Here is a 21957-nt window from a genome sequence, read left to right as displayed (position 1 = left end):
GTTTCAATTTTAAAAATGAATAAAAAAAGAAAACAAATAGTTTAAGCTTCTAATTATTGTTAATTTTATACTTTAACCAAAACAATTCAAAATGGCAAAAATAACATTAGGCGGTACACCTGTCGAAACAATAGGTAATCTTCCAGAAATTGGAGCACAAGCTCCTGACTTTACTTTAACTGCAAGTGATTTATCTACTCATAAATTATCAGATTTCAAAGGTCAAAAGGTGGTTTTAAATATCTTTCCAAGTGTGGATACTGGTACGTGTGCTACCTCTGTACGTGCTTTTAATAAAGAAGCAGCAGAAATGAAAAACACTAAAGTATTATGTATCTCTAGAGATTTACCATTTGCACAAGCGCGTTTTTGTGGTGCAGAAGGGATTGATAATGTCGTAATGTTATCAGATTTTAAAACAGGACAATTTGGTAAAGACTATGGTTTAGAATTTGCTACTGGACCTTTTGAAGGTTTAGATTCTAGATGTGTCGTTGTTTTAGATGAAAATGGTGTTGTAAAATATACAGAACAAGTACAAGAAGTTGCTGACGAACCTAATTATAAAGCATCGCTTGAGGCCTTATTAGATGAGTAAAAAGGAACCTTTTATAATCAATCGTTTAAAAAGTGTAGGGTATGCCTTTAAGGGCATGCTCTTACTTTTAAAGACAGAAGCTAGTATCAAAATCCAATTTTGTATTGCTATTATCATGACCATTGGTGGTTTTTATTATGAGATTTCTTCCACAGAATGGATCATGCAATGTTTTGCCATAGGGCTAGTCATGAGTGTGGAAGGTGTGAACACTGCTATTGAAGCTATTGCCGATTTTATTCACCCAGAACATCACGAAAAAATTGGTTTTATTAAAGACATCGCAGCCGGTGCCGTTTTTATAGCCTCCATAGCGGCTTCTATCATTGGGTTAATAATTTACATTCCAAAAATATTTTAAACAATTATCCATTAGGATAAACGTTAACTATTTGTATTTTTACCCAAACTAAAACCCTATAATGGCGAAAGCAAAAAAACAAACGAAGCCCAAAAAGAAAGTCAGTATCAAAAAACCTGATTTCAAGCTATCTAGTCAACAAAAGCTAGTCCTTGGAAGCTTTTTGGTTATATTAGGTCTTCTGTTTTTTATCGCTTTTTTATCCTATTTATTTACTGGGAAAACGGATCAGAGCGTTTTAAGCGAATTTGCCTCTAGAGACGTCGAAACAAAAAACTGGCTAAGTAAGCTTGGGGCTTGGATTAGTGATTTATTTGTGCAACGTGGTTTTGGTATTGCAGCCTTTATTATCTCTGGACTCACCTTTTTATCTGGAGTGTATGTCTTAACCGACCTAAATAAAGCTAAATTACGTAAACATTGGTTTTGGGGCCTTTTAGTCATGCTATGGGTATCTGTATTCTTTGGTTTTTTTACTCATAAAAATGATAGCCTAAGTGGCGTCGTTGGATTTGAAATTAACTCCTATTGTCAAGATTATATTGGAAAGATTGGGACGATCCTATTATTAGTTTTTGCTTTTATTACCTATTTAGCAATCAGATTTAAGTTTACTCCACAACGTATTGCTGCCTTTTTCAAGAAAGCACAAGATGATATTAAGGACGATTTTAATGAAGACTTCGTACCTGTCGACAATGCACATTCTGACGAAGCTGAAGATATAAAATCTGCTTTTAATGTCGATAAAAAAGTAGAACCTACGATTTCTAATCATTCTAAAATCGAGGTTACTAAAGCTATTGATCTGAGTCAAGACATTCCTAAAAAGGTGATTAAAACAGAAATTAAATCGCCTAAAATAGAAATTGAAGTTCCGAAAATTGAAATTGAGGAACCTCAAATGGAAATTGAAGTGGAAGCGGTAAAAGAAGAATTATCGGAAACGGATAATCTAGCCAATAAATTAGTAGAAGACTTTGGACAGTTTGACCCCACATTAGAATTAGGTAACTACCAATTCCCACCTTTAGATTTACTTAAAAAATACGATAACGAAGGTGTTACCATTAATCAAGAAGAACTTGAAGAAAATAAAAATCGTATCGTAGATACTTTAAATAACTACAAGATTGGTATTGCAAGTATAAAAGCAACCATTGGACCAACGGTTACATTATATGAAATTGTACCAGAGGCAGGAATAAGAATTTCTAAAATTAAAAACTTAGAGGACGATATAGCCTTATCATTATCGGCTTTAGGCATACGTATTATTGCTCCTATCCCTGGCAAAGGGACTATTGGTATCGAGGTGCCAAATAAAAACTCGACCATAGTATCGATGCGTTCTGTTATCGCTTCTCAAAAGTTCCAAAATACAGATATGTATTTACCAATAGCCATTGGTAAAACCATTAGTAACGAGACTTTAGTGATTGATTTAGCCAAAATGCCTCACTTATTAATGGCAGGTGCTACTGGACAAGGTAAATCGGTAGGTTTAAATGCTGTACTGACTTCATTATTATACAAAAAACATCCTGCGGAAGTTAAATTTGTACTGGTTGATCCCAAGAAAGTAGAATTAACATTATTTAATAAGATTGAAAGACATTATCTAGCCAAACTTCCTGATGAAGCAGAAGCTATTATTACAGACAACACTAAAGTTATCCATACTTTAAACTCGTTGTGTATCGAAATGGATAACCGTTATGAAATGCTTAAAAATGCATTATGTCGTAACATTGTAGAATATAACACCAAATTTAAAGCGCGTAAATTAAATCCTAACGACGGTCATGCGTACTTACCGTATATTGTTTTGGTTGTTGATGAGTTTGCCGATTTAATTATGACTGCAGGAAAAGAAGTAGAAACACCTGTCGCCCGTTTAGCACAATTAGCACGTGCCATTGGTATTCACTTAATTATTGCAACACAACGACCTTCTGTAAACGTTATTACGGGTATTATAAAAGCCAATTTCCCGGCACGTATTGCTTTTAGAGTTTCTAGTAAAATAGATTCTAGAACAATATTGGATGCTGGTGGTGCCGATCAACTAATTGGACGTGGAGATATGTTATATACACAAGGTAATGACATGATCCGTGTACAATGTGCTTTTGTTGACACACCAGAAGTCGAAAAAATAGTTGATTTTATTGGAAATCAGAAAGCTTATCCTGATGCTTATTTACTCCCAGAATATGTTGGAGAAGAAAGTGGCACAAGTCTTGATGTAGATATATCAGACAGAGATAAATTATTTAAAGATGCTGCTGAAATTATTGTTACAGCACAACAAGGTTCTGCGTCCTTATTACAGCGTAAATTAAAATTAGGATACAATCGTGCTGGTCGTTTAATTGATCAATTAGAGGCAGCAGGTATTGTCGGTGGTTTTGAAGGTAGTAAAGCCAGACAAGTGTTAGTAACAGATTTAGTGGCACTAGATCAATTATTAGAAAACGAAAAAAATTAACTACAATTAAGATGAAAAAATTATTAGTATTATTTTTATTAGCTACCAGTACTCTATTCGCACAAAATAATGATGCGAAAAAATTATTAGATGAAGTATCAGTAAAAGCCAAAAGTTATGATAATATTTCAATAGATTTTAAATACGTTTTAGAAAATACTGAAGAAAATATCAAGCAAGAGACTAAAGGTGATGTGGTCATGCAAGGCGAAAAATACCGTTTAAATATTTTAGGTATTACCCGTATTTTTGATGGTCAAAGTATCTTTAGCATTAGTCCTGAAGATGAAGAAATCACAGTATCTAAAGGTAGTGATCAAGACGAAAGTACAATTACACCAAGTAAAATGCTATCCTTTTACCAAGACGGTTTTACGTATAACATGGACATCATACAAGATGTTAGTGGTCGTAAAATTCAGTTTGTGAAACTTATTCCAATAGATTCAAATTCTGAAATCAAAAACGTCTTATTAGGGGTTGATACCAAAACAAAACATATTTACAGGTTGATCGAAGTTGGAAAAAATGGCACAAAAACCACTTTAACTGTAAATTCTTTTAAAACTAATGAGACATTATCAAAATCCTTATTTACCTTTGACGAAAGTAAGTACAAAGACTATTACATCAATAAACTGGATTAATCTTAAGTGAAAATATTAGATAGGTACATATTAAAAACATATCTTAAAACCTTTATCAGCGTGTTTGTTATACTCATGCTGATTTTTGTTTTACAAGCGATATGGTTATATATTAAAGAATTAGCAGGTAAGGATCTGGACTTAGTAACGGTCCTTAAGTTTTTAATGTACATAACGCCGACCTTAATTCCTTTAATTTTACCCCTTACAATCTTATTAGCCTCTATTATGGTTTTTGGTAATTTTGCCGAAAATTATGAATTCGCAGCCATGAAATCTACAGGGATTTCATTACAACGTGCAATGTCTGGTTTAGGGATTTTTATTGTTGGCTTATCCATACTGACCTTCTTCTTTAGTAACAACGTCATCCCATGGGCGGAATATAACAGTTATAATCTTAGAAAAAATATTGCCAAGGTTAAACCTGCTATGATTATTGCTGAAGGGCAGTTTAATGATATCGGTGAAGCTTTCAATATTAAAGTAGAAAAAAAATCTGGAGAAAATGGCCAGTTTCTAAAAGGAGTCACTATCCATCAGAAGAGTGGTAAAAAAATCAGTGGTAATTACACTACTATAGTCGCCGAACGTGGAGAATTAGCAAGTGCAGCAGATTCTAATATTTTAAAGTTAATTTTATATGATGGATACTACTATGATGATACGCCACCAAAAAAAATAGCCGATCGAAATAAAAAACCATTCACAAAAGCTGCTTTTAAAAAGCACGTTATGAATTTGGACTTATCTAAGCTAAACAATATTGACTTAGACGAAAAAAATATTGACGACAAATACACCATGTTAAATATTGCAGAATTGAACTATGCAATAGATTCTTTAAAAATAGAACGTAATACTATTGTAAAAGAGTTTTCGAATTCATTATATAACAGAACCAATTTAGCGACGTTAAACTTAACGGTTAATCCTAAAAAAGATAGTATCTATACTGGAGAAATACTTGATATTTTTAAAAACAAACGTAAAATACAAGTTTTAGATTATGCCATAAACAGCACTTCTAGTACGCAACAGATCATAAAATCCAAACAAGCTGTTTTAAAATTTAGAAATACAATTTTGAATAAGCATGGTATACAACTTCATAAAAAGTTTGCTTTAGCCATTGCCTGTATTATACTCTTTTTTGTTGGTGCTCCGCTGGGTGCTTTAATAAGAAAGGGAGGGTTGGGATTACCAATGGTTATTGCTATTGTCTTATTTTTAAGTTATCACTTTATAGGTTTATTTGCAGAGAATAGTGCGAAAAACGGGAATCTGCACCCCGCCCTCTCGGCTTGGTTCTCTACCTTAATCATGTTACCACTAAGTATCTTTTTAACAACACGTGCAACACAAGATCGTGGTATTTTTGAATTTGATCATATTACACAACCCATCAAACATTGGTACAATCAAAAATTTAATCGTGGTGCGCAATTTGACGCTTTGAATGGAAACACACCGTTGGTTACCTTTGAAGAAAAAGACATCAATAACTATAAAACGCTTTCAAAAATAACCAGTATTTGCTTTGGTATAGCGTTAGTTTTAGGAGTATTGTACTTTGTGTTTAAAAATAATAGCTTACCACAATTCGCGGAAGCAGGTATTCAATTTAGTGCTGTTGCCTTTATAGTATTTTTATACAACTATATTAAATCATCTTTTGCCTTTGACAAGCTAAATGCTTTAACGGAAAATAAAAAAGAGACGATTACCAAAAAAATACTTGGCGCTATAGTATACCCTTTAACTCACTTTTTAAGAGTCGATAAAATTGCTTTTGGCACTAACTATAATCCTATAAAAACACATAACAGTGAAGACTTTTATACAGAAATACCAATTACATTAAGCCAAAATGATAGTATAGATTTTAGAGCAGTCTCCAAGTTAAGCTTTCTATTTTTTAGTATTGCTTTAATTTTGTTTCTCTCTTATTTCATATTAAAAAATAACGAACAACCCCAATTAGCTTTAGCAGGGATACAAATTAGTATTATTTCATTTATAGTATTTGTCTTTAACTACATCAAATCGTATTTAGAATATGTCAAATTACTAAAGATTATAAAGCATAAACAAGAGCACCCTTTATTTACACTTTTAGGGTTTATACTATACCCAATAATTCACTTTAATAGACGTCAAAAAATAGACGCATAGATATCATAACTAATACATATGTAATATCTTTGTAAGACAACACATTTATTATGAATACTACAAAAACACAAGACAATACTGCTTTTAAATTAAATACCATTGAAGAAGCTATACAAGACATAAAAGCCGGAAAAGTTATTATAGTCGTTGATGACGAAGACAGAGAAAACGAAGGCGACTTTGTGGCTGCTGCCGAGTTAGTAACACCTGAAATGATCAACTTTATGGCGACTCATGGTCGTGGTTTAATCTGTACGCCGTTAACAGAACAACGTTGTGAAGAGTTAGATTTACACATGATGGTAACTAATAACACAGACCATATGGAGACCGCATTTACCGTTTCCGTAGATTTAAAAGGCCAAGGTGTTACAACAGGTATTTCGGCAGGAGATCGTGCTAAAACGGTTCAAGCTTTAACAAAGGCTGACACTAAACCTTTTGATTTAGCACGTCCTGGACATATTTTTCCTTTAGTAGCTAAAGAAGGAGGTGTTTTAAGACGCACTGGACATACAGAAGCAGCTATCGATTTTGCAAGACTAGCAGGTTTACAACCAGCAGGAGTGATTGTAGAAATCATGAATGAAGACGGGACTATGGCACGTTTACCACAGTTAATTGAAGTGGCTAAAAAGTTTGATTTAAAACTGGTCTCTATTGAAGATTTGATTGCTTACAGAATGGATCACGATTCTTTAATTGTAAAGAAAGATGATTTTGATATCGAAACTAGATTTGGAAGTTTTAGACTAAGAGCCTACCAACAAACGACAAATAACCAAGTGCACATTGCCTTAACTAAAGGCGATTGGAAAAAAGACGATACGGTTTTAACTCGTGTGAATTCCACATTAGTAAACAATGACATCTTAGGAACGTTAACAAATAATGCTGACGAAAAATTAGATGACATGTTCCGCGTTATTAATGACGAAGGAAAAGGTGCTATCTTATTTATCAATCAGGAAGCGGAATCGATGAATCTTTTACAACGTTTATCTCTTTTAAAAAGTGAACAAAAGCCAAATACGATTGTAAAAGCACCAGCAATTGCAATGGATAGTAAAGATTTTGGAATTGGCGCACAGATATTACACGATTTAAACATTCATAAATTAAAATTAATTTCTAATTCTCAACAAACTAAACGTGTTGGAATGATTGGTTACGGTTTAGAAATCGAAGAATACGTAGGGTATTAAAACGTACAACATAGTATAAAACAAAAAAGCTCCAATTAATTAAAATTGGAGCTTTTTTTTATGTGATTAATTATTATTACAGTGATGCTTTTATAGCTTCAACCATAAGTTGTGCACGTTGTCTTGTTTCTTCTTCTGTCCAAGATAATTTGATTAGACAAGAGATGTTTCTACCAATAAAATGGTCTGATTTTTCAAACGTTTTATCTTTAAGATAAGCTAAACCGTCTTTAACGTCTTTAGACACTGGATACAGCGTTTTTATATCTTTTAAATGGTCCCATTTTCTAATATAGTGCCAGTTGTTATCATAATAATGAAAACAAACATCAACACCTGACTCTTTAAACGCAGCAGATGTTTTTCTTGTCGTTTCTAAATTTGGTAAAAAGAAACTTAAAAAAGCGTAACTTTCTTCTCCGCCTTCAGGTACTGTTCTAAAAGTTACTTCCGGAATAGTTGACAACGCCTCTCTTAAAATCGTGTAATTTTTTTTCTGAATAGCAATAAAGTCTTTTAAACGTCTCACTTGCGCTAAACCTACTGCTGCATTCAATTCTGAAATTCTGAAATTATAACCTAAATAAGGGTGCGTTTCCGCTCCTCTATCATTTCCAATATGGTCATGTCCATGATCTGTGAACAAATCGGCATGTTTAGCATACTCTGGGTTATTTGTAACGACTGCACCACCTTCTCCACAAGTTATCGTTTTAACAAAGTCAAAACTAAAACACCCCAAATCCCCGTAAGTTCCTAAAGCCTTTCCTTTATACGTTCCCCCGATAGCTTGACAAGCATCTTCAATCAATTTTAAATTATGGTCTTCCGCTATTTGCTTAAGCGCGTCTAGATTAGCCATACTACCACACATGTGTACTGGCATGATTGCTTTTGTTTTAGACGTTATAGCGTTTTTTACAGCCTCTGGATCTACGGTTAATGTATCATCAATATCGACTAATACAGGAATAGCTCCTAACATCATGATCGCCTCAAAACTAGCAACAAACGTAAAACAAGGCATAATAACCTCGTCTCCAGCTCCAATACCCGCTAAAGCTAAAGCAACAGATACCGCTGCTGTACCATTAGTTACTAATTGTGCATGATTAACCTGTAATGTCTTTTGTATTTCTGTTTCTAAAGACTTTGCTTTATAATGTCCATTACGCATGCCATCAAAACCATAACGCATTAATACTCCATTATCTAGTACATCTTCTACTTCTTTTCGCTCTAAATCTCCAAAGCTTTCAAATCCTGGCATCTCTATCGTTTTTATTAGTAGTCAAATTTAAAAGAATTTAAGCTATAAAAAAAACGCCTAAAACTTAATTTAGACGTTTTTTAATAGGGTTATTTTTTAATAGTCTAGTAATTTTCTAGAATCGCCTCGATAAAAGCAAAATGTCTGTCTGTTTCTCTTAAAAATGTATAACCAGATAATTCTCCTATTATATGTAATTTATCATTTAACACCACTAAATTAGGGTAGCCTCCTGATGTGTTATATTTACTAACGACGTTATTATTCTTTTTTTGTTGTTCTTCAGATATGATATCAACACGTCTTGGCATATCAATCATTAGTAACACAAATTGATCTGCTTTCTCTTCAAATGCTTCTGAGTAGAAAAAATCTTTTTTCAACATTTTGCATGGAGCACACCAATCGCTTCCTGTAAAATAAATTAGAATTGGTTTTTTAGAAGCTACAGCTTCTTTTTTAGCTTCTGCCAAATCCGTTAACCAATTTAAATTAGACTCGTAATCTTCAAAATCATCGTCTTGAGCAATCATTGTAAACGACGCACATAACATAAATAGAAACAGTAATTTTTTCATTTTCAAACGTTTTAAGGCAATACAAAAGTATTCTTTTTTATGAAATAACAATAATCTTGCCACTTTAATGTCTTACCTCCTAATCACACTTTCTTCAATAGGTCTTCTGACCTTATCTAATGCTGCCATAAAATCATTTTCTGCTCTATAACCTATAGGCATCACTAGTACCGATTTTAATTGTAACGCTTCTAATTCTAGAAGACGATCGTAATCGGAAGGACTAAAACCTTCCATTGGACAGGCGTCTATTTTTAACATCGCACAAACCGTCATTAAATTCCCCATGGCTAAATAGACTTGCTTTGCTGCCCATGTTTCTTTTTCTGCTTGTGTTTTTGTTTTAAAATCTTCAATCAGAAAGGTTTTAAAAGGATTTAGAATATCATCCGGTGTATTTCGTATGGCTTTGACACGATCAAAATAATTAGAAACAAAAGGTGTATCTATTTGTGATTCGATACAAAAGACTAAAAGATGAGACGCCTCCCCTACTTGTTTTTGATTATATGAAAACGGGACTAACGTCGATTGTAGGTCTTTATTTTTTATAATAAGAAGCTTTATTGGCTGCAAACCGTAAGAAGTTGCTGTTAAATTAAAGGCTTCCGTTAACACGTCTATATCTTTTTCTGGAATGCTTTTTTCGGAATCGAAGCTTTTTGTAGCGTATCGCCAATTAAGCTGCTCTATTATATTCATAGTTTTATTTTGTTCAAAAATAAAGATTACACCTTTAAGAAAACTAAATGCACTATAATTTTATGTTATAAATTGATTACTAAGGCAATAAGGGAAGCAACTAAAAGTTTTTTAAAAAAAGTGTGTTTTTTATTTGAATAGAACTAAAAAGCTTTCTATATTTGCACTCGCAATTAGGGAATACCTAATGAGACACTTTGGAGAGTTGGCAGAGTGGTCGAATGCGGCAGTCTTGAAAACTGTTGAGGGTCACACCTCCAGGGGTTCGAATCCCTTACTCTCCGCTGATAAAGTTGTCATAAGACACTTTAAAAGTCAAAACCCTTTAAACACTATGTTTAGAGGGTTTTTTGTTTTTTGGTATATAATCAAAATACACATTACATATCAAAGTTATGTTACCCTATAGGTTACCCTCTCAATTTATAAAAATTGGGGTAACTACTTTTTTAGGGAATGCTAGGGAATCCCTCGGTAACCCTTTGTTTTACTACTAATTTTACAAAAAAACTAAAACTGTAACATTATGATTAAAACATTTTTCTATCTAAAAACAGATAAACAAAACAACGAAGGAGAATCTCCAATTTATGCCAAAATCGAATTACAAGGTAAAAAAACAACTTTAAGTATTGGTAAGTATATTAGTAAAGAGAGGTGGAATTTCACCAATAAACTTAGAAATAAGCTTCGTTTAAATACTGAAAAAAACTGTAAATCTACTATCGATTTGATTGAACGTAAAATTGAAGACGCCTACATAGAATTATCGCAACACAATCCAGACGTTACATTAGTAGATATTAAAAATAAACTTAATGGAAAAACTACTAAAATTGGAGAGATTGATATTATTGAGTTATTCAAAAAACATAACGATTACTTTAATAAAAAGTATCAGACTGGAGAACGCTCTAAGGCTTCTTTACAAAAATACAATCGAGCAAAAGATTTACTTACCAACTATATTAAAGTTAAACATGCTAAAGCATCATTTAGCATAACCGATATTGATAATCAGTTTATTTACAACTTGGAATCCTACCTAAAATACGAATCTACTTTCAAAAGTAAAGTTGGTATAAGTCATAATTCAGTAGTGAAATATTTTCAATGCTTCAAAACAGTATGTCATTATGGAATTAAACGAAATTTAATTATTAGTAATCCATTTTTAACCTATGACGAAAAACTCGTAGTAAAAGAAGCTGTTTTCCTAACAAAAGATGAGCTTGAAAGAATCGAAACAAAACAATTCAGCTCTGAAAGACTCAATAGAGTTAAGGATATCTTTTTATTTTCATGTTATACAAGCTACGCTCCTATTGATGTCAAGAATTTAACCAAAAGTAATCTTATAAAAGATAATACTGATTCATATTGGATTAAAACAAATCGAGCAAAAACTGGAATAAAATCAAACGTTCCAGTATTACCACCAGTTAAACGTATTATTGATAAGTATGTTGATTCAGATAGTGAAAAACTACTACCAATGATTAGCAATCAGAAGATTAATGAGTATCTAAAAGAAATTGCAGATTTATGTCGAATAGATAAAAAGTTAACTCATTATGTTGCTAGACATACATTTGCAACAACAGTTACTCTTGGTAATGGAGTTTCTATTGAAAATGTTTCTTCAATGATGGGACATACAAGAATAACTATGACCCAACACTATGCTAAAGTATTAGATAGTAATGTCAAGAACGACATGGATAAATTACATCAGAAATTCGCATAGTTCATTATTATTTTTTAGTTTAGAAGCCCTCAACAACGAGGGCTTTTTATTATTTGAAATTTTATGAAAAATTTTTTAGACCTTAATGCAGAAATAGAAAAACTATATAAGCCAAAAATTCAAATATTTAACAACTTTAAAAATATCATGTTTTATGACACATGGGCAAATGAAATTTACCATAAGGTTAATTATTTTTATGATTGGGAAGAAAGAATAAAAGACAAAATAGACAATATCTCTGACCCAGATAGCCCCACTAATATAAAATTCATAAAGGTTTTCCACCAAGATGTTTTGCAAAAATATAATGACTTAAATAAAATAGATTATGAAAGTTTAGATTACTTAAAATCTTTCCCTCAATTCCCTCTTGAATTTAGTGATACTTCAAACCCAAACAAAATTAAGAATAGTGAATTCTATTATTCTCCAGATAATCATGACCAATATGAAAATTTCTTAAAAAAAATAGCTAGAATCTTCAACATAGATGATTTCGATTTCCAAGATGACAATTACAGTTATGATTCAATCAAAGATGTATTACTAGATGAAATAATATATAAATTACATGATACTGAAGAAATTATAATTGATGAAAAAGATGATGATGATTTAAAAAAAGATGAAATTTTATTTGATAAAAAAAATGAAGATGAAATAGATACACTTATGGCTATAGGTGAGGAACTTCACAAAAAAATGTTCGGAGAAGAACCTGGCATAGAAGTGCCTAAAAGAGAAGAAATTGTATTTAAACTCAAAAACAAGGAAGAAGAATTGGAAATAGACAGATATTATTCCTATGGTTTTCTTTCATATTGTCTAGACAGTACTAGAACTCTATTAAAAAACATTGCTAAACACTTAGATTCTTTTGTTTCTCTTATTAAAAAACTTGAAAACTATAAAGAAGATGAGTTTACACTAGATGACATTTTAATTAATGACCCTACCGATTTAAAGCTAGAGTATAAATTAAGTAAAATGGAAGTTGCTTTATTTTATAGAGCACTGCATGATGTTGGAATTATTCATGTTAACAATCAAGGACAAAAGCACCCATATACAAACTTAAAATCGTACATCGATAATTCCAATATTTATTATTTGGATAAAGCAAAAGTGAGTAAAGTGAATGATATTACAAGGCAATTTGCTAGATTTCTAAATGATAATAAATATGAACAACACGAATTAAAATTACTTGAACTTATTATTTCAAAGCTTAAAAACCGAAAAGAACAAATTTTAGCTAACCATGAAGAAGGACTTGCTTAATTATTTTTAGGGAATGCGAGGGAATCCCTCGCTATAGCTGTAAACATGTAAGATATTTGCATCATAATAATTAAACAAAATATATTATGATGCAAAAGGAATCACCAGTAGTCTTAATCCAATTAGACAAATTACAATCACTATTCAATCCAGTAATAAATAAACTGGAAGAAATAGAAACAAAGCTTATTAAAAAACAACAAGCCTCTAAAGGTTACTACAGAAACAAAGAGCTTAAAGAGTTTTTTGGCATATCTTCAAATACAATAGTAAAATATAGAGAATCTGGAGATATACCATTTACCATGATGGGTGATATCTACCTCTACCCTATTTCCAAAATAAATGAGTTACTGACTAAAAATGCTAATTACTAGATTTATGTCAGTACGCTTATACATCCGCAAAGATATTACTGAGTTTTTACATTATAAACTTACAACAATACCACCATATAAAGGTTTAGATTGTATGGATTTGAACAAAGGCAGTTTGTTCAAATATGATATTGATAAGTTTTATTGGATATTAGATATCCTAACAAATCCAAAGCAAAATGCTTTAAAAATAAAGAAAGACGATTACTTTGCTTTATGTTCTCCAATATTAATAGATAATTTAGGTAAAGAATATAAAATATACCTAAGTTATTTAATCAATAATAGTTTTATAAAATGTAATAACAGATATAAAGATTATAAATGTTTAAGATATAAAATAGATATAGATAATTCAATAGAATTTATAAACTATACTACAACTGTCCTATCTATTCCAAATAACAAACCAAACCTAAACAAAACACCCATAAACATTGATGTTAAGGAGGTTTTGAAAAAGAGGAATAATAATAAAATTATTGAAGTTGTTTATGAAGAAAAATCTAAATTATATAGAAAAAAGATTAAGACTTATAAGTTGGAATTAGGACGAAACAGAAAATACCCATCATTCCTAAAAACCATGTCTCAATACTTTAGAAGAAACTTAAAGATAAACTATAATGAAGCTATTGAATATTGTAATAATTACATAAATACTGAGACCGAAAAACTGGAACTAAAACTTATTAATGATAAAATTGATAAAAAGGAGTTTTACAAACAAATAAAAAAACTTCCTAATCGCTATACCCAACGAATCACTTCTGTTAAAAATTTACATTTTGGTAAAAAAAATAAATCATTAAAATTCAATAGAAACAGTTCTAACAAACGAGTAGACACAAACCTTACCTTTATGGCTAAGGATATTAGAAAGTTTATTGTGGGCATCGAAAACATGTCTTACCTAGACCTTTCAAACTCTCAACCAGTATTATTTAATATCATATTAAAAAATCATTACAAAAATGTTAGTAATGAACTTAAAGAAGAAATCAAAAGATACTATTTAATAACTATTTCGGGGAATTGGTATGAAGAGTTATGTGATATTTTTAAACTTAACCGTAATTGTAATGAGGATAGAGAAATAGCGAAGAAAAACTGGATGAAAATTGCATACTCTAAAAACAAGGGATACCGAACTTTAAAAAATATATTTAAACGGTATTACCCAAAAATCAATGAGTTCATTGAAACCATGAAATCTAATGACCATAGTCAGTTTGCTATAAAACTACAAAAAACAGAAAGCGAAATCTTTATCAATGAAATCTGTAAGAATTTAGTAGAAAATAAAATTATACCTTATTCCATACATGATGGCGTATTAGTACCTAAACAACATCTAGATTTAACTTATAGTATTATGAGTAATATATTAAATAAACACCTCGGGAGTGTTCCAGTAATATCAATTGATGATAAAAAGAAGCATCACCCAACTAATACAGAAGAAACTATAATGAATCAATTTGAAAAACACTTCAGTACTTAATAATTTATTTATAATCACATTGAAAGTAAATTGCATATCTATATAAATTACAAAGTCTTTTTAAACTCAATGTTTTTACCTCATAAAGTCTGTTCCTCAAAATACCGTTGGTTTTAGTGTTTTAGCGAGATATCCCAAAATTGCATGTTAGCAAGTACGTGATACGTAGGGTACAAAAAAGTACGTTTACAGCATCAAGTGGTACCTTGGTAATAACGGAGGGAGGGTATATAAGAAGGGTCTCCCCTCCGTTAATACGTAGGTAGGGTGATGCAAAACTATATGTACTCGAATGTGTTTATGTACTTGGTATTTCAATACTAAATAAGCCACTATCACCCTTTATTAAATGATAGGTTTTTAATTGAGAATCATATTCAATGCCTTCAACGTTTTCATGTTTAGATTTAATCATATCGATTAAATGTTTTCTTGCTATCGCTTTACTGTTTTCATTTACAACCTTAATATTAAGCTTTTTCATTAGTATAGGTTATTTGTCTTGCTTCAGATGTTAAATACTCACCTAAGATTAATTGGTTCAAGTCGTTATTTTTATATAATGAAAGTAGTTCTGTTTTTAAAGCGTCATCACTATAATCAGCATATTCTTGATATTGTATACTTACGTAGGTTATTAATAATTGTTTAGTGTGTGGTGTATACATTAGTTCAATGTTTTCTATTATAAAATCCATAGTTTAATTTTTGTTTGATATTTGGTACTTGTGATTAAATTCAAATAAAAGACTGTGATGGATTCTCCAAGAATGCCTCTTCTTAAATAATAAATCTGGTTGGTCTATATATTTTTCTTTAATGACCTTCATTCGGTATCTGAAAGTACGTTCAGATATACCAGTTAATTCTATGATGTGTTTAAATTCATAATACTTTGGTTGTTTCATAATTATCTTTATTGATAAATATGCAGCTGCAAGTAAAAAGACCATTTTCTCAAAAGATTTATCTCATTTTATGAGATAATAATTCTATATTTATTTTTTTTAAAATTTTCACAAAATGAATCGTATTAAAGAAGTATTACATGAAAAAGGCATGAAGCAATCTTTACTTGCTGAAAGACTGGGTAAAAGCTATAATATGGTTAATAGTTATGCTGCTAATCGAAGACAACCTCGTGTTGAAGTATTATTTGAAATAGCAGAACTTCTAAACGTTAGTGTGAAAGACCTATTAATTGATAACCAAACCACTAAATGAAATTAATCAATAACAAAGACAGCTTATTAATCGATGAGTTGAAAAATTTAATTAATGAAGATTCAAAAGTTTATATCAGTTGTAATTTCTTTACTGCTTTTGCTGTTTTTGAATTAATTGAAATACTTAAAAAATCCAATCGAGTAAATATTTTATTAGACTTAAAAGCTGAATATAATTTTCAATTTATACAGAATGATGCTGAGCAGAAATTAAACTTAGCTTTAGATAGAAAATATAAAATAAACCAAGTCATTGGCTTAATAGAAGATAAAATCCAATTCAGAAAAGGAAATACTGCAAACCAAAACATACTTATAATTGAAAATGATGATGGTTCTACATGTTTCACGTTAACACCAATGAATTTAGATTCTGTTAGTTTGGGTATAATACCTTCTCAATTTCCAGTACTGATAAATTCTCTAGAAGATATAAATAACACATATTTAGGGTTGTTCAATAATTCATGGGAAAATAGTAGTCAATCCCTAAATAATATGGTGATTGAAGAGTTACAAAAAGGAACTTCAAATTTTACTGGTGAAGCGATTTACAAATACTGTATTCGTGAAATATTCCATTATTCTACTATAAACGAACGAGCAGATGAGAAACTTGAAAAAGTAGGACTTAAAGACTCCAAAATATGGAGTATGCTTTACAATTTTCAAAAGGATGCAGTAATCGGTGCTATTGAAAAAATAGAGACCTACGGTGGCTGTATTATTGCTGATAGCGTTGGTTTAGGTAAGACTTTTGAGGCTCTAGGAGTAATTCAATATTATTCTTTGAGAAATGAAAAAATATTAGTCTTAGCTCCAAAAAAACTTAGAGAAAACTGGACTATTTATACGTTAAATGATAAGAGAAATGTTTTAACTGAAGATAGATTAAGTTATACCGTTTTAAATCACACAGATTTATCTCGAGAACGTGGTAAGTCTGGTGACGTAGATTTAGAAACTATTAATTGGGGTAATTATGATTTAGTCGTTATTGATGAGTCACATAATTTTAGAAATAACCCCACTAAACGAGGTATGACTAGATACAAGCGTTTAATGAACGATGTTATCAAGTCAAATATAAGAACCAAAGTTTTAATGTTATCTGCTACACCAGTTAACAACAAAATGAATGACCTTAAAAACCAAATAGCTTTTATTACAGAGGGTGACGATGCTGCTTTTGCTTCTCATGGTATTGATAGTGTAACTCAAGTAATGCGAGATTCTCAGCGTAGATTTACCAATTGGTTTAGAGATGGAGACCCAGACAATTTAGATGTGAATGAATTAATGCAACATTTAGATGGTGCCTACTTCAGAATACTAGACATGCTAACAATAGCAAGGTCAAGAAAACATATAGAAAAGTATTATGACACCAAAGATATTGGCAAGTTCCCAGACCGTTTAAAACCTATTACGATAACTCCAGAAATAGACACGAAAAAACAGTTTAAAGATATAGAGCAAATTTATGACGAAATCAGCACACTAACTTTAGCCTCCTATACACCTTTAGGATATGTAAGGTCTGATAAACGTGAGTATTACGAGGAGAAATACGATATGGAGACGCAAACTGGTAGTGTCTTTAAACAAGTAGATAGAGAGCAGAGTTTGATATATTTAATGCGTGTTAATCTTTTAAAACGTTTAGAAAGTTCAATACACTCCTTTAAACTAACGGTAGAAAAACTTATTGGTTTAGTAAATTCCAATTTAAAACAACTGGAACAACATCAAAACGGTAATATAGATTTAGATATTAATATTACAGATATAGATTTAGACGATACGGATTTAGAAGACTTATTAATTGGAGGTAAAACAAAAGTGCTTCTGCAAGATATTGACGGCATACGCTGGAAGCAAGATTTAAGACACGATAAGGATGTTTTAAACAGTTTACTAGCAAGTATTAAACTAATAGATGTAAACCGTGACGCTAAGCTCTTGAAGCTTAAAAAGCTTATAGAAGGAAAAATTGAAAACCCTCTAAACGGAGATAATAAAAAAGTTATTGTATTTACAGCGTTTGCAGATACAGCAAACTATATGTACAAAGAATTAAATGACTGGATTAAAAAAGACAAAGGATTAAATTCTGCATTAATAACTGGTTCGGGTGACAACAAAACTAATATGAAAGGGTGTCGTAACGACCTTAATTCCATCCTAACACATTTTTCACCACTATCAAAAAAACGAAAAGATATTTATCCAGAAGCAACCAGTGAAATCGATGTGCTATTCTGTACAGATTGTATTTCAGAAGGTCAAAACTTACAAGATTGTGATTACCTGGTAAATTACGATATTCATTGGAATCCAGTACGTATAATTCAACGTTTTGGACGAATAGACAGAATTGGTTCTATTAACAAACAAATTCAATTAGTAAACTTTTTTCCTAGTATGGAACTGGATAGCTTCATCGATTTAGTAGCTAGAGTTCAAGGTAAAATGGTTATGCTAGATGTTTCTGCAACTGGAGAAGACAATATCATTTCTAGAAACAGTCGTGAAATGCAAGATTTAGATTATCGAAAACGTCAATTAAAACAATTGCAAGACCAGGTATTAGATTTAGAAGACATTAATGGTAATATTTCTATTACCGATATGACCTTTAACGATTTTAAAATAGATTTAGAAAAAAGTAGTGATGCACAAATAGAAGCTTTAAATGAGATACCACCAGCGTCCTACGCTATTGTGAAATCTAATTTATCTAATGTAAAAGAAGGTGTAATATTTTGTTTAAAGGATACTAGTAACAATATAAGTGATAAACTTAAAAACAACATTTTATATCCTTATTTCTTAGTGTATGCTAGTTTAGATGGAGAAGAGACCGTTACAGCTTCACAAACAAAAATAGCTTTAGATTATTTTAGAAAGTTGTCTATGGGTAACGATAAAGTATTACCAGATTTAGTATCAGAATTTGAGAAAGAAACTAAATCCTCTAAAAAAATGGAAGCATACACCAAAGTGTTAAATACAGCACTAAAAGATGTTGTTGGTGTACAAGAAGAAGTTGGTTTAGATATGTTAGCGACTCGTGGCGCTATCAACTTATTAAATAAAAATATAGGTAACGATGATACTTTAGAATTAGTCAGTTATTTAATTATTAAGTAAATGAGTAACCCGTTTAATAATATATTTAAAATACCAGACCGTGGTCTAGTAGCACAGCGCTTAACTAAAGCTTTTTTTCTTAGGAATTTTAGCTTATCCAGTGCTGAAAAAAAGTTGCTAAACAATGCTATTGAGTCTATGGAAATTTTAGCACAAGTTAATCTGGAAAAAAGTAATATTCCAGGTGTGTTAACTGAAACCGTTAGCTACGAAAATATTTTAATAATTACATGTACCATTACTAACAATCAAATAACAAAATATGCAGATAATTGTATACAATTTATCCAAAAGTATATAGCGCACCAAGTGGTTTTGGTAATAGAAGATGGTAACGATTTTGTTATAAACGTAGCAGAGAAACGCATTAACCAGGTTGATAAAAATAAATTGGTGGTACAGCAATATTTTAGCACCTCACCAATTTCTAAACTGTATAAAAATGAGCAAACGGAAGCCTTTTTTAAAACTTTAGATTTTAATACGCTGGACAAAACCAATCTAGAAACTACATATAAAAGTTACATACAAGCAGTAGTACAATATCAAGTAGCTGTAAGTACGGGAAGCTTTAATAAGCGAAGCCAAAAACGTACTGAAGAAGATATGGCTAATTTATTAGTTATAGAAAATATAGAAACCGAAATTACTAGCCTAAAAAGCCAGTTAAGCAAAGAAAAACAACTCAATACTAAAGTAGCTTTAAATATAGCTATTCATAAAAAGAGACAAGACATACAACGCATTAAAAAACAACTCAGCACATCATGAGCATAGATAAAATACAACCAGGCGATAACCTAACGCAAAGTAAAGATTTAGTAACGGATAATATTGAGAAGCTTAAACAATTATTCCCCGAAATCGTTACTGAAGGTAAAATAGATTTTAAGGTGCTACAAGACGTTTTAGGCGAAGATATTGAAGAGGAAGACGAATATTACCGCTTTACATGGGCTGGTAAAACACAAGCCAGACGTGAAGCTCACAAGCCTAGCACTGGTACGTTAAGACCAGCAAAAGACGAAAGCGTAGATTGGGATACTACGGAGAACTTATACATTGAAGGTGATAACTTGGAAGTGTTAAAACTGTTACAAAAATCTTATGCTGGTAAAGTAAAGATGATTTACATAGACCCGCCATATAACACGGGTAAGGACTTTGTTTATAAAGATAATTACAAGGATAACCTTAAAAATTACAAAGAAGTTACTGGGCAAGTAGATAGTGATGGTAATAAATTAAGCACGAACAGTGATAGCGATGGACGGTATCATTCTAATTGGTTGAATATGATGTATCCTCGTTTACAACTAGCTAGGAATTTATTAACAGAGGATGGTGTTATTTTTATGAGTATTGATGATAATGAGTTTGAAAATTTAATTAAAGCATCTAATGATGTTTTTGGAGAAAATAATTTTATTGAAAACTTAATTTGGAAGAGGAGAGCTACACCTCCAAACGATAGAATTATTGGTAAAAATCATGAATACCTAGTCGCTTTTGCAAAAAAAATAGATAATTTAAAATTAAATTTACAACCCAGAAGCGCAAAACTCAATAGTAGATATTCTAATCCAGATAACGACCCGAAAGGAGATTGGGTCGCATCGGATTTAAGTGCAAACGGTAAGGGAGGGAGAATAACTGAAAGTTGTATTTTTGATATTAAAAACCCAAAAACTGGAGAATCATTTTCTCCTCCTTCAAATAAATGTTGGCTATATAATCAAGATAAAGTAAATTTATTATTGTCCGAAAATCGGATTGGATTTAGAGAAAACTCTGGTTCTCCTTTTCTAAAGAGATACCTTTCCGAAGTGCGTAAAGGCACAACTCTAGCTACAATTTTAGACAATCATGGCTATTCACAAGATTCAGCTAAAGAAATAAAAGCATTATTTAATAAAGATGTTTTTGACTTTCCCAAACCTACTAAACTTTTAAAAACAATTTTAACAGCAGGTTCAACTGAGAATGATATTGTTTTGGATTTCTTTTCTGGCTCAGCCTCTACAGCTGTTTCTTTAATGGAACTAAACAGCCAAGATGATGCTAAAAGAAAATACATTCAAGTTCAATTGCCAGAGCTAACGGAAGAAAAAACCGAAGCATTTAAGTCTGGCTATAAGAGAATCACGGAAATAGGAAAAGAACGTATACGTAGAGCTGCAAAAAAAATAATAGAAGAAAACCCCGAAAAAGCAAAAGATTTAGATTTAGGTTTTAAAGTATTTAAACTAGATAGTTCTAATATAAAAGGTTGGGATGGTAATCCAGATGATTTAGAAACTAGTCTTTGGGATTCAGTAACAAATATAAAAGATGACAGAACAGAAGAAGATGTATTGTATGAGATATTATTAAAATACGGTTTAGACCTAACCTTACCAATAGAAGAAAAAACTATTGAAGGTAAAACCGTTTTTAATGTTGGTTTTGGCGCCTTATTTATTTGTTTGGGTGACAACCTAAACAGTAAAGTTGCAGAAGGTATTGGTAAATGGAAAGAAGACCTTAATCCAGAAATGTGTCGTGTTATCTTTAAAGATACTGGCTTTACAGATGTAGAAAAAACTAATTCGGTACAGACTTTAAAACATTTTGGTATCACAGAAATAAAAAGTATTTAA

20 protein-coding genes and 1 tRNA gene are annotated in these 21957 nt (G+C 31.2%); 15 read left to right on the top strand and 6 right to left on the bottom strand.

Going from position 1 to position 21957, the window contains the following annotated elements:
- Positions 1-91 precede the first annotated feature (91 nt).
- The 6 genes from tpx to ribB all read left to right on the top strand — a co-directional run bounded on the left by tpx (position 92) and on the right by ribB (position 7477).
- Positions 92-598, top strand: a complete 507-nt coding sequence (tpx, locus tag H0I26_RS10990) for a thiol peroxidase (RefSeq protein ID WP_218698567.1) — start codon at positions 92-94, stop codon at positions 596-598.
- Complete coding sequence (locus tag H0I26_RS10985) at positions 591-959, top strand: diacylglycerol kinase (RefSeq protein ID WP_218698565.1); 369 nt, start codon at positions 591-593, stop codon at positions 957-959. The genes tpx and H0I26_RS10985 overlap by 8 nt, the downstream gene beginning before the upstream one ends.
- 61 nt (positions 960-1020) lie before the next feature.
- Positions 1021-3450, top strand: coding sequence for a DNA translocase FtsK (locus H0I26_RS10980; RefSeq protein WP_218698563.1), 2430 nt, complete (start codon positions 1021-1023; stop codon positions 3448-3450).
- 11 nt (positions 3451-3461) lie between these two features.
- Entirely contained in the window at positions 3462-4097 is a 636-nt protein-coding gene (locus H0I26_RS10975; protein ID WP_218698561.1) for a LolA family protein, read from the top strand.
- A gap of 75 nt (positions 4098-4172) precedes the next feature.
- On the top strand, positions 4173-6272 hold the full coding sequence (locus H0I26_RS19875; protein ID WP_411268230.1) for an LptF/LptG family permease: 2100 nt from the start codon (positions 4173-4175) through the stop codon (positions 6270-6272).
- A gap of 50 nt (positions 6273-6322) precedes the next feature.
- Entirely contained in the window at positions 6323-7477 is a 1155-nt protein-coding gene (gene ribB / locus H0I26_RS10965; RefSeq protein WP_101018272.1) for a 3,4-dihydroxy-2-butanone-4-phosphate synthase, read from the top strand.
- A 76-nt stretch (positions 7478-7553) separates the two neighbouring features.
- Here the strand turns inward: ribB and H0I26_RS10960 are convergent, their stop codons facing one another.
- The 3 genes from H0I26_RS10960 to H0I26_RS10950 all read right to left on the bottom strand — a co-directional run bounded on the left by H0I26_RS10960 (position 7554) and on the right by H0I26_RS10950 (position 10027).
- A complete protein-coding gene (locus tag H0I26_RS10960) occupies positions 7554-8747 on the bottom strand; it encodes a DegT/DnrJ/EryC1/StrS family aminotransferase (RefSeq protein ID WP_218698541.1) in 1194 nt (397 codons plus the stop codon).
- Positions 8748-8851: 104 nt separating this feature from the next.
- Entirely contained in the window at positions 8852-9325 is a 474-nt protein-coding gene (locus H0I26_RS10955) for a thioredoxin family protein (RefSeq protein ID WP_218698539.1), read from the bottom strand.
- A 72-nt stretch (positions 9326-9397) separates the two neighbouring features.
- Positions 9398-10027: an NAD(P)H-dependent oxidoreductase gene (locus H0I26_RS10950; protein ID WP_218698520.1), complete on the bottom strand. Its 630-nt coding sequence runs from the start codon at positions 10025-10027 to the stop codon at positions 9398-9400.
- A gap of 199 nt (positions 10028-10226) precedes the next feature.
- Here H0I26_RS10950 and H0I26_RS10945 point away from each other — a divergent pair.
- The 5 genes from H0I26_RS10945 (at position 10227) to H0I26_RS10925 (ending at position 14939) form a co-directional block, all read left to right on the top strand.
- Positions 10227-10311 (top strand) — tRNA-Ser (locus H0I26_RS10945).
- 242 nt (positions 10312-10553) lie between these two features.
- The gene (locus tag H0I26_RS10940) at positions 10554-11774 is read left to right on the top strand and encodes a site-specific integrase (RefSeq protein ID WP_218698518.1); all 1221 of its coding nucleotides are present in this window, start codon (positions 10554-10556) and stop codon (positions 11772-11774) included.
- Positions 11775-11837: 63 nt separating this feature from the next.
- Positions 11838-13058, top strand: coding sequence for a hypothetical protein (locus H0I26_RS10935; protein ID WP_218698516.1), 1221 nt, complete (start codon positions 11838-11840; stop codon positions 13056-13058).
- Between the two features lie 86 nt (positions 13059-13144).
- Positions 13145-13435, top strand: a complete 291-nt coding sequence (locus H0I26_RS10930) for a helix-turn-helix domain-containing protein (protein ID WP_218698514.1) — start codon at positions 13145-13147, stop codon at positions 13433-13435.
- 4 nt (positions 13436-13439) lie between these two features.
- Positions 13440-14939, top strand: coding sequence for a hypothetical protein (locus H0I26_RS10925; RefSeq protein ID WP_218698512.1), 1500 nt, complete (start codon positions 13440-13442; stop codon positions 14937-14939).
- Between the two features lie 298 nt (positions 14940-15237).
- Here H0I26_RS10925 and H0I26_RS10920 read toward each other — a convergent pair whose 3' ends face one another.
- Genes H0I26_RS10920 through H0I26_RS10910 form a run of 3 tightly spaced genes read right to left on the bottom strand, consistent with a single transcriptional unit; the run spans position 15238 to position 15847 of the window.
- A complete protein-coding gene (locus H0I26_RS10920; protein WP_218698510.1) occupies positions 15238-15423 on the bottom strand; it encodes a hypothetical protein in 186 nt (61 codons plus the stop codon).
- The gene (locus H0I26_RS10915) at positions 15410-15637 is read right to left on the bottom strand and encodes a hypothetical protein (protein WP_218698508.1); all 228 of its coding nucleotides are present in this window, start codon (positions 15635-15637) and stop codon (positions 15410-15412) included. The genes H0I26_RS10920 and H0I26_RS10915 overlap by 14 nt, the downstream gene beginning before the upstream one ends.
- 3 nt (positions 15638-15640) lie before the next feature.
- Positions 15641-15847, bottom strand: a complete 207-nt coding sequence (locus H0I26_RS10910; RefSeq protein WP_218698506.1) for a hypothetical protein — start codon at positions 15845-15847, stop codon at positions 15641-15643.
- 115 nt (positions 15848-15962) lie between these two features.
- Between H0I26_RS10910 and H0I26_RS10905 the strand changes: the two genes are divergently transcribed.
- The 4 genes from H0I26_RS10905 to H0I26_RS10890 are packed head-to-tail and all read left to right on the top strand — an operon-like array spanning position 15963 to position 21957.
- Positions 15963-16163 carry a helix-turn-helix transcriptional regulator gene (locus H0I26_RS10905; RefSeq protein WP_218698504.1) on the top strand — a complete coding sequence of 67 codons (201 nt, stop codon included), beginning with the start codon at positions 15963-15965 and terminating at the stop codon, positions 16161-16163.
- On the top strand, positions 16160-19318 hold the full coding sequence (locus H0I26_RS10900) for a helicase-related protein (protein ID WP_218698502.1): 3159 nt from the start codon (positions 16160-16162) through the stop codon (positions 19316-19318). The genes H0I26_RS10905 and H0I26_RS10900 overlap by 4 nt, the downstream gene beginning before the upstream one ends.
- Positions 19319-20089 carry a DUF4391 domain-containing protein gene (locus tag H0I26_RS10895; protein WP_218698500.1) on the top strand — a complete coding sequence of 257 codons (771 nt, stop codon included), beginning with the start codon at positions 19319-19321 and terminating at the stop codon, positions 20087-20089.
- Positions 20086-21957, top strand: coding sequence for a site-specific DNA-methyltransferase (locus H0I26_RS10890; protein ID WP_218698498.1), 1872 nt, complete (start codon positions 20086-20088; stop codon positions 21955-21957). The genes H0I26_RS10895 and H0I26_RS10890 overlap by 4 nt, the downstream gene beginning before the upstream one ends.

The sequence above is a fragment of the Olleya sp. HaHaR_3_96 genome, from assembly GCF_019278545.1.
GTDB lineage: Bacteria > Bacteroidota > Bacteroidia > Flavobacteriales > Flavobacteriaceae > Olleya.
This window is presented reverse-complemented; position numbering and strand designations above follow the sequence as displayed.

Excerpts from the sequence above, each read along its gene's own strand:
- ribB (WP_101018272.1), top strand. The coding sequence starts at position 6,323 with ATGAATACTACAAAAACACAAGACAATACTGCTTTTAAATTAAATACC.
- H0I26_RS10910 (WP_218698506.1), bottom strand. The coding sequence starts at position 15,847 with ATGAAACAACCAAAGTATTATGAATTTAAACACATCATAGAATTAACT.
- H0I26_RS10980 (WP_218698563.1), top strand. The coding sequence starts at position 1,021 with ATGGCGAAAGCAAAAAAACAAACGAAGCCCAAAAAGAAAGTCAGTATC.
- H0I26_RS19875 (WP_411268230.1), top strand. The coding sequence starts at position 4,173 with ATGCTGATTTTTGTTTTACAAGCGATATGGTTATATATTAAAGAATTA.
- tpx (WP_218698567.1), top strand. The coding sequence starts at position 92 with ATGGCAAAAATAACATTAGGCGGTACACCTGTCGAAACAATAGGTAAT.
- H0I26_RS10915 (WP_218698508.1), bottom strand. The coding sequence starts at position 15,637 with ATGGATTTTATAATAGAAAACATTGAACTAATGTATACACCACACACT.
- H0I26_RS10975 (WP_218698561.1), top strand. The coding sequence starts at position 3,462 with ATGAAAAAATTATTAGTATTATTTTTATTAGCTACCAGTACTCTATTC.
- H0I26_RS10890 (WP_218698498.1), top strand. The coding sequence starts at position 20,086 with ATGAGCATAGATAAAATACAACCAGGCGATAACCTAACGCAAAGTAAA.
- H0I26_RS10930 (WP_218698514.1), top strand. The coding sequence starts at position 13,145 with ATGATGCAAAAGGAATCACCAGTAGTCTTAATCCAATTAGACAAATTA.
- H0I26_RS10950 (WP_218698520.1), bottom strand. The coding sequence starts at position 10,027 with ATGAATATAATAGAGCAGCTTAATTGGCGATACGCTACAAAAAGCTTC.
- H0I26_RS10985 (WP_218698565.1), top strand. The coding sequence starts at position 591 with ATGAGTAAAAAGGAACCTTTTATAATCAATCGTTTAAAAAGTGTAGGG.
- H0I26_RS10920 (WP_218698510.1), bottom strand. The coding sequence starts at position 15,423 with ATGAAAAAGCTTAATATTAAGGTTGTAAATGAAAACAGTAAAGCGATA.
- H0I26_RS10940 (WP_218698518.1), top strand. The coding sequence starts at position 10,554 with ATGATTAAAACATTTTTCTATCTAAAAACAGATAAACAAAACAACGAA.
- H0I26_RS10895 (WP_218698500.1), top strand. The coding sequence starts at position 19,319 with ATGAGTAACCCGTTTAATAATATATTTAAAATACCAGACCGTGGTCTA.
- H0I26_RS10935 (WP_218698516.1), top strand. The coding sequence starts at position 11,838 with ATGAAAAATTTTTTAGACCTTAATGCAGAAATAGAAAAACTATATAAG.
- H0I26_RS10925 (WP_218698512.1), top strand. The coding sequence starts at position 13,440 with ATGTCAGTACGCTTATACATCCGCAAAGATATTACTGAGTTTTTACAT.
- H0I26_RS10955 (WP_218698539.1), bottom strand. The coding sequence starts at position 9,325 with ATGAAAAAATTACTGTTTCTATTTATGTTATGTGCGTCGTTTACAATG.
- H0I26_RS10960 (WP_218698541.1), bottom strand. The coding sequence starts at position 8,747 with ATGCCAGGATTTGAAAGCTTTGGAGATTTAGAGCGAAAAGAAGTAGAA.
- H0I26_RS10905 (WP_218698504.1), top strand. The coding sequence starts at position 15,963 with ATGAATCGTATTAAAGAAGTATTACATGAAAAAGGCATGAAGCAATCT.
- H0I26_RS10900 (WP_218698502.1), top strand. The coding sequence starts at position 16,160 with ATGAAATTAATCAATAACAAAGACAGCTTATTAATCGATGAGTTGAAA.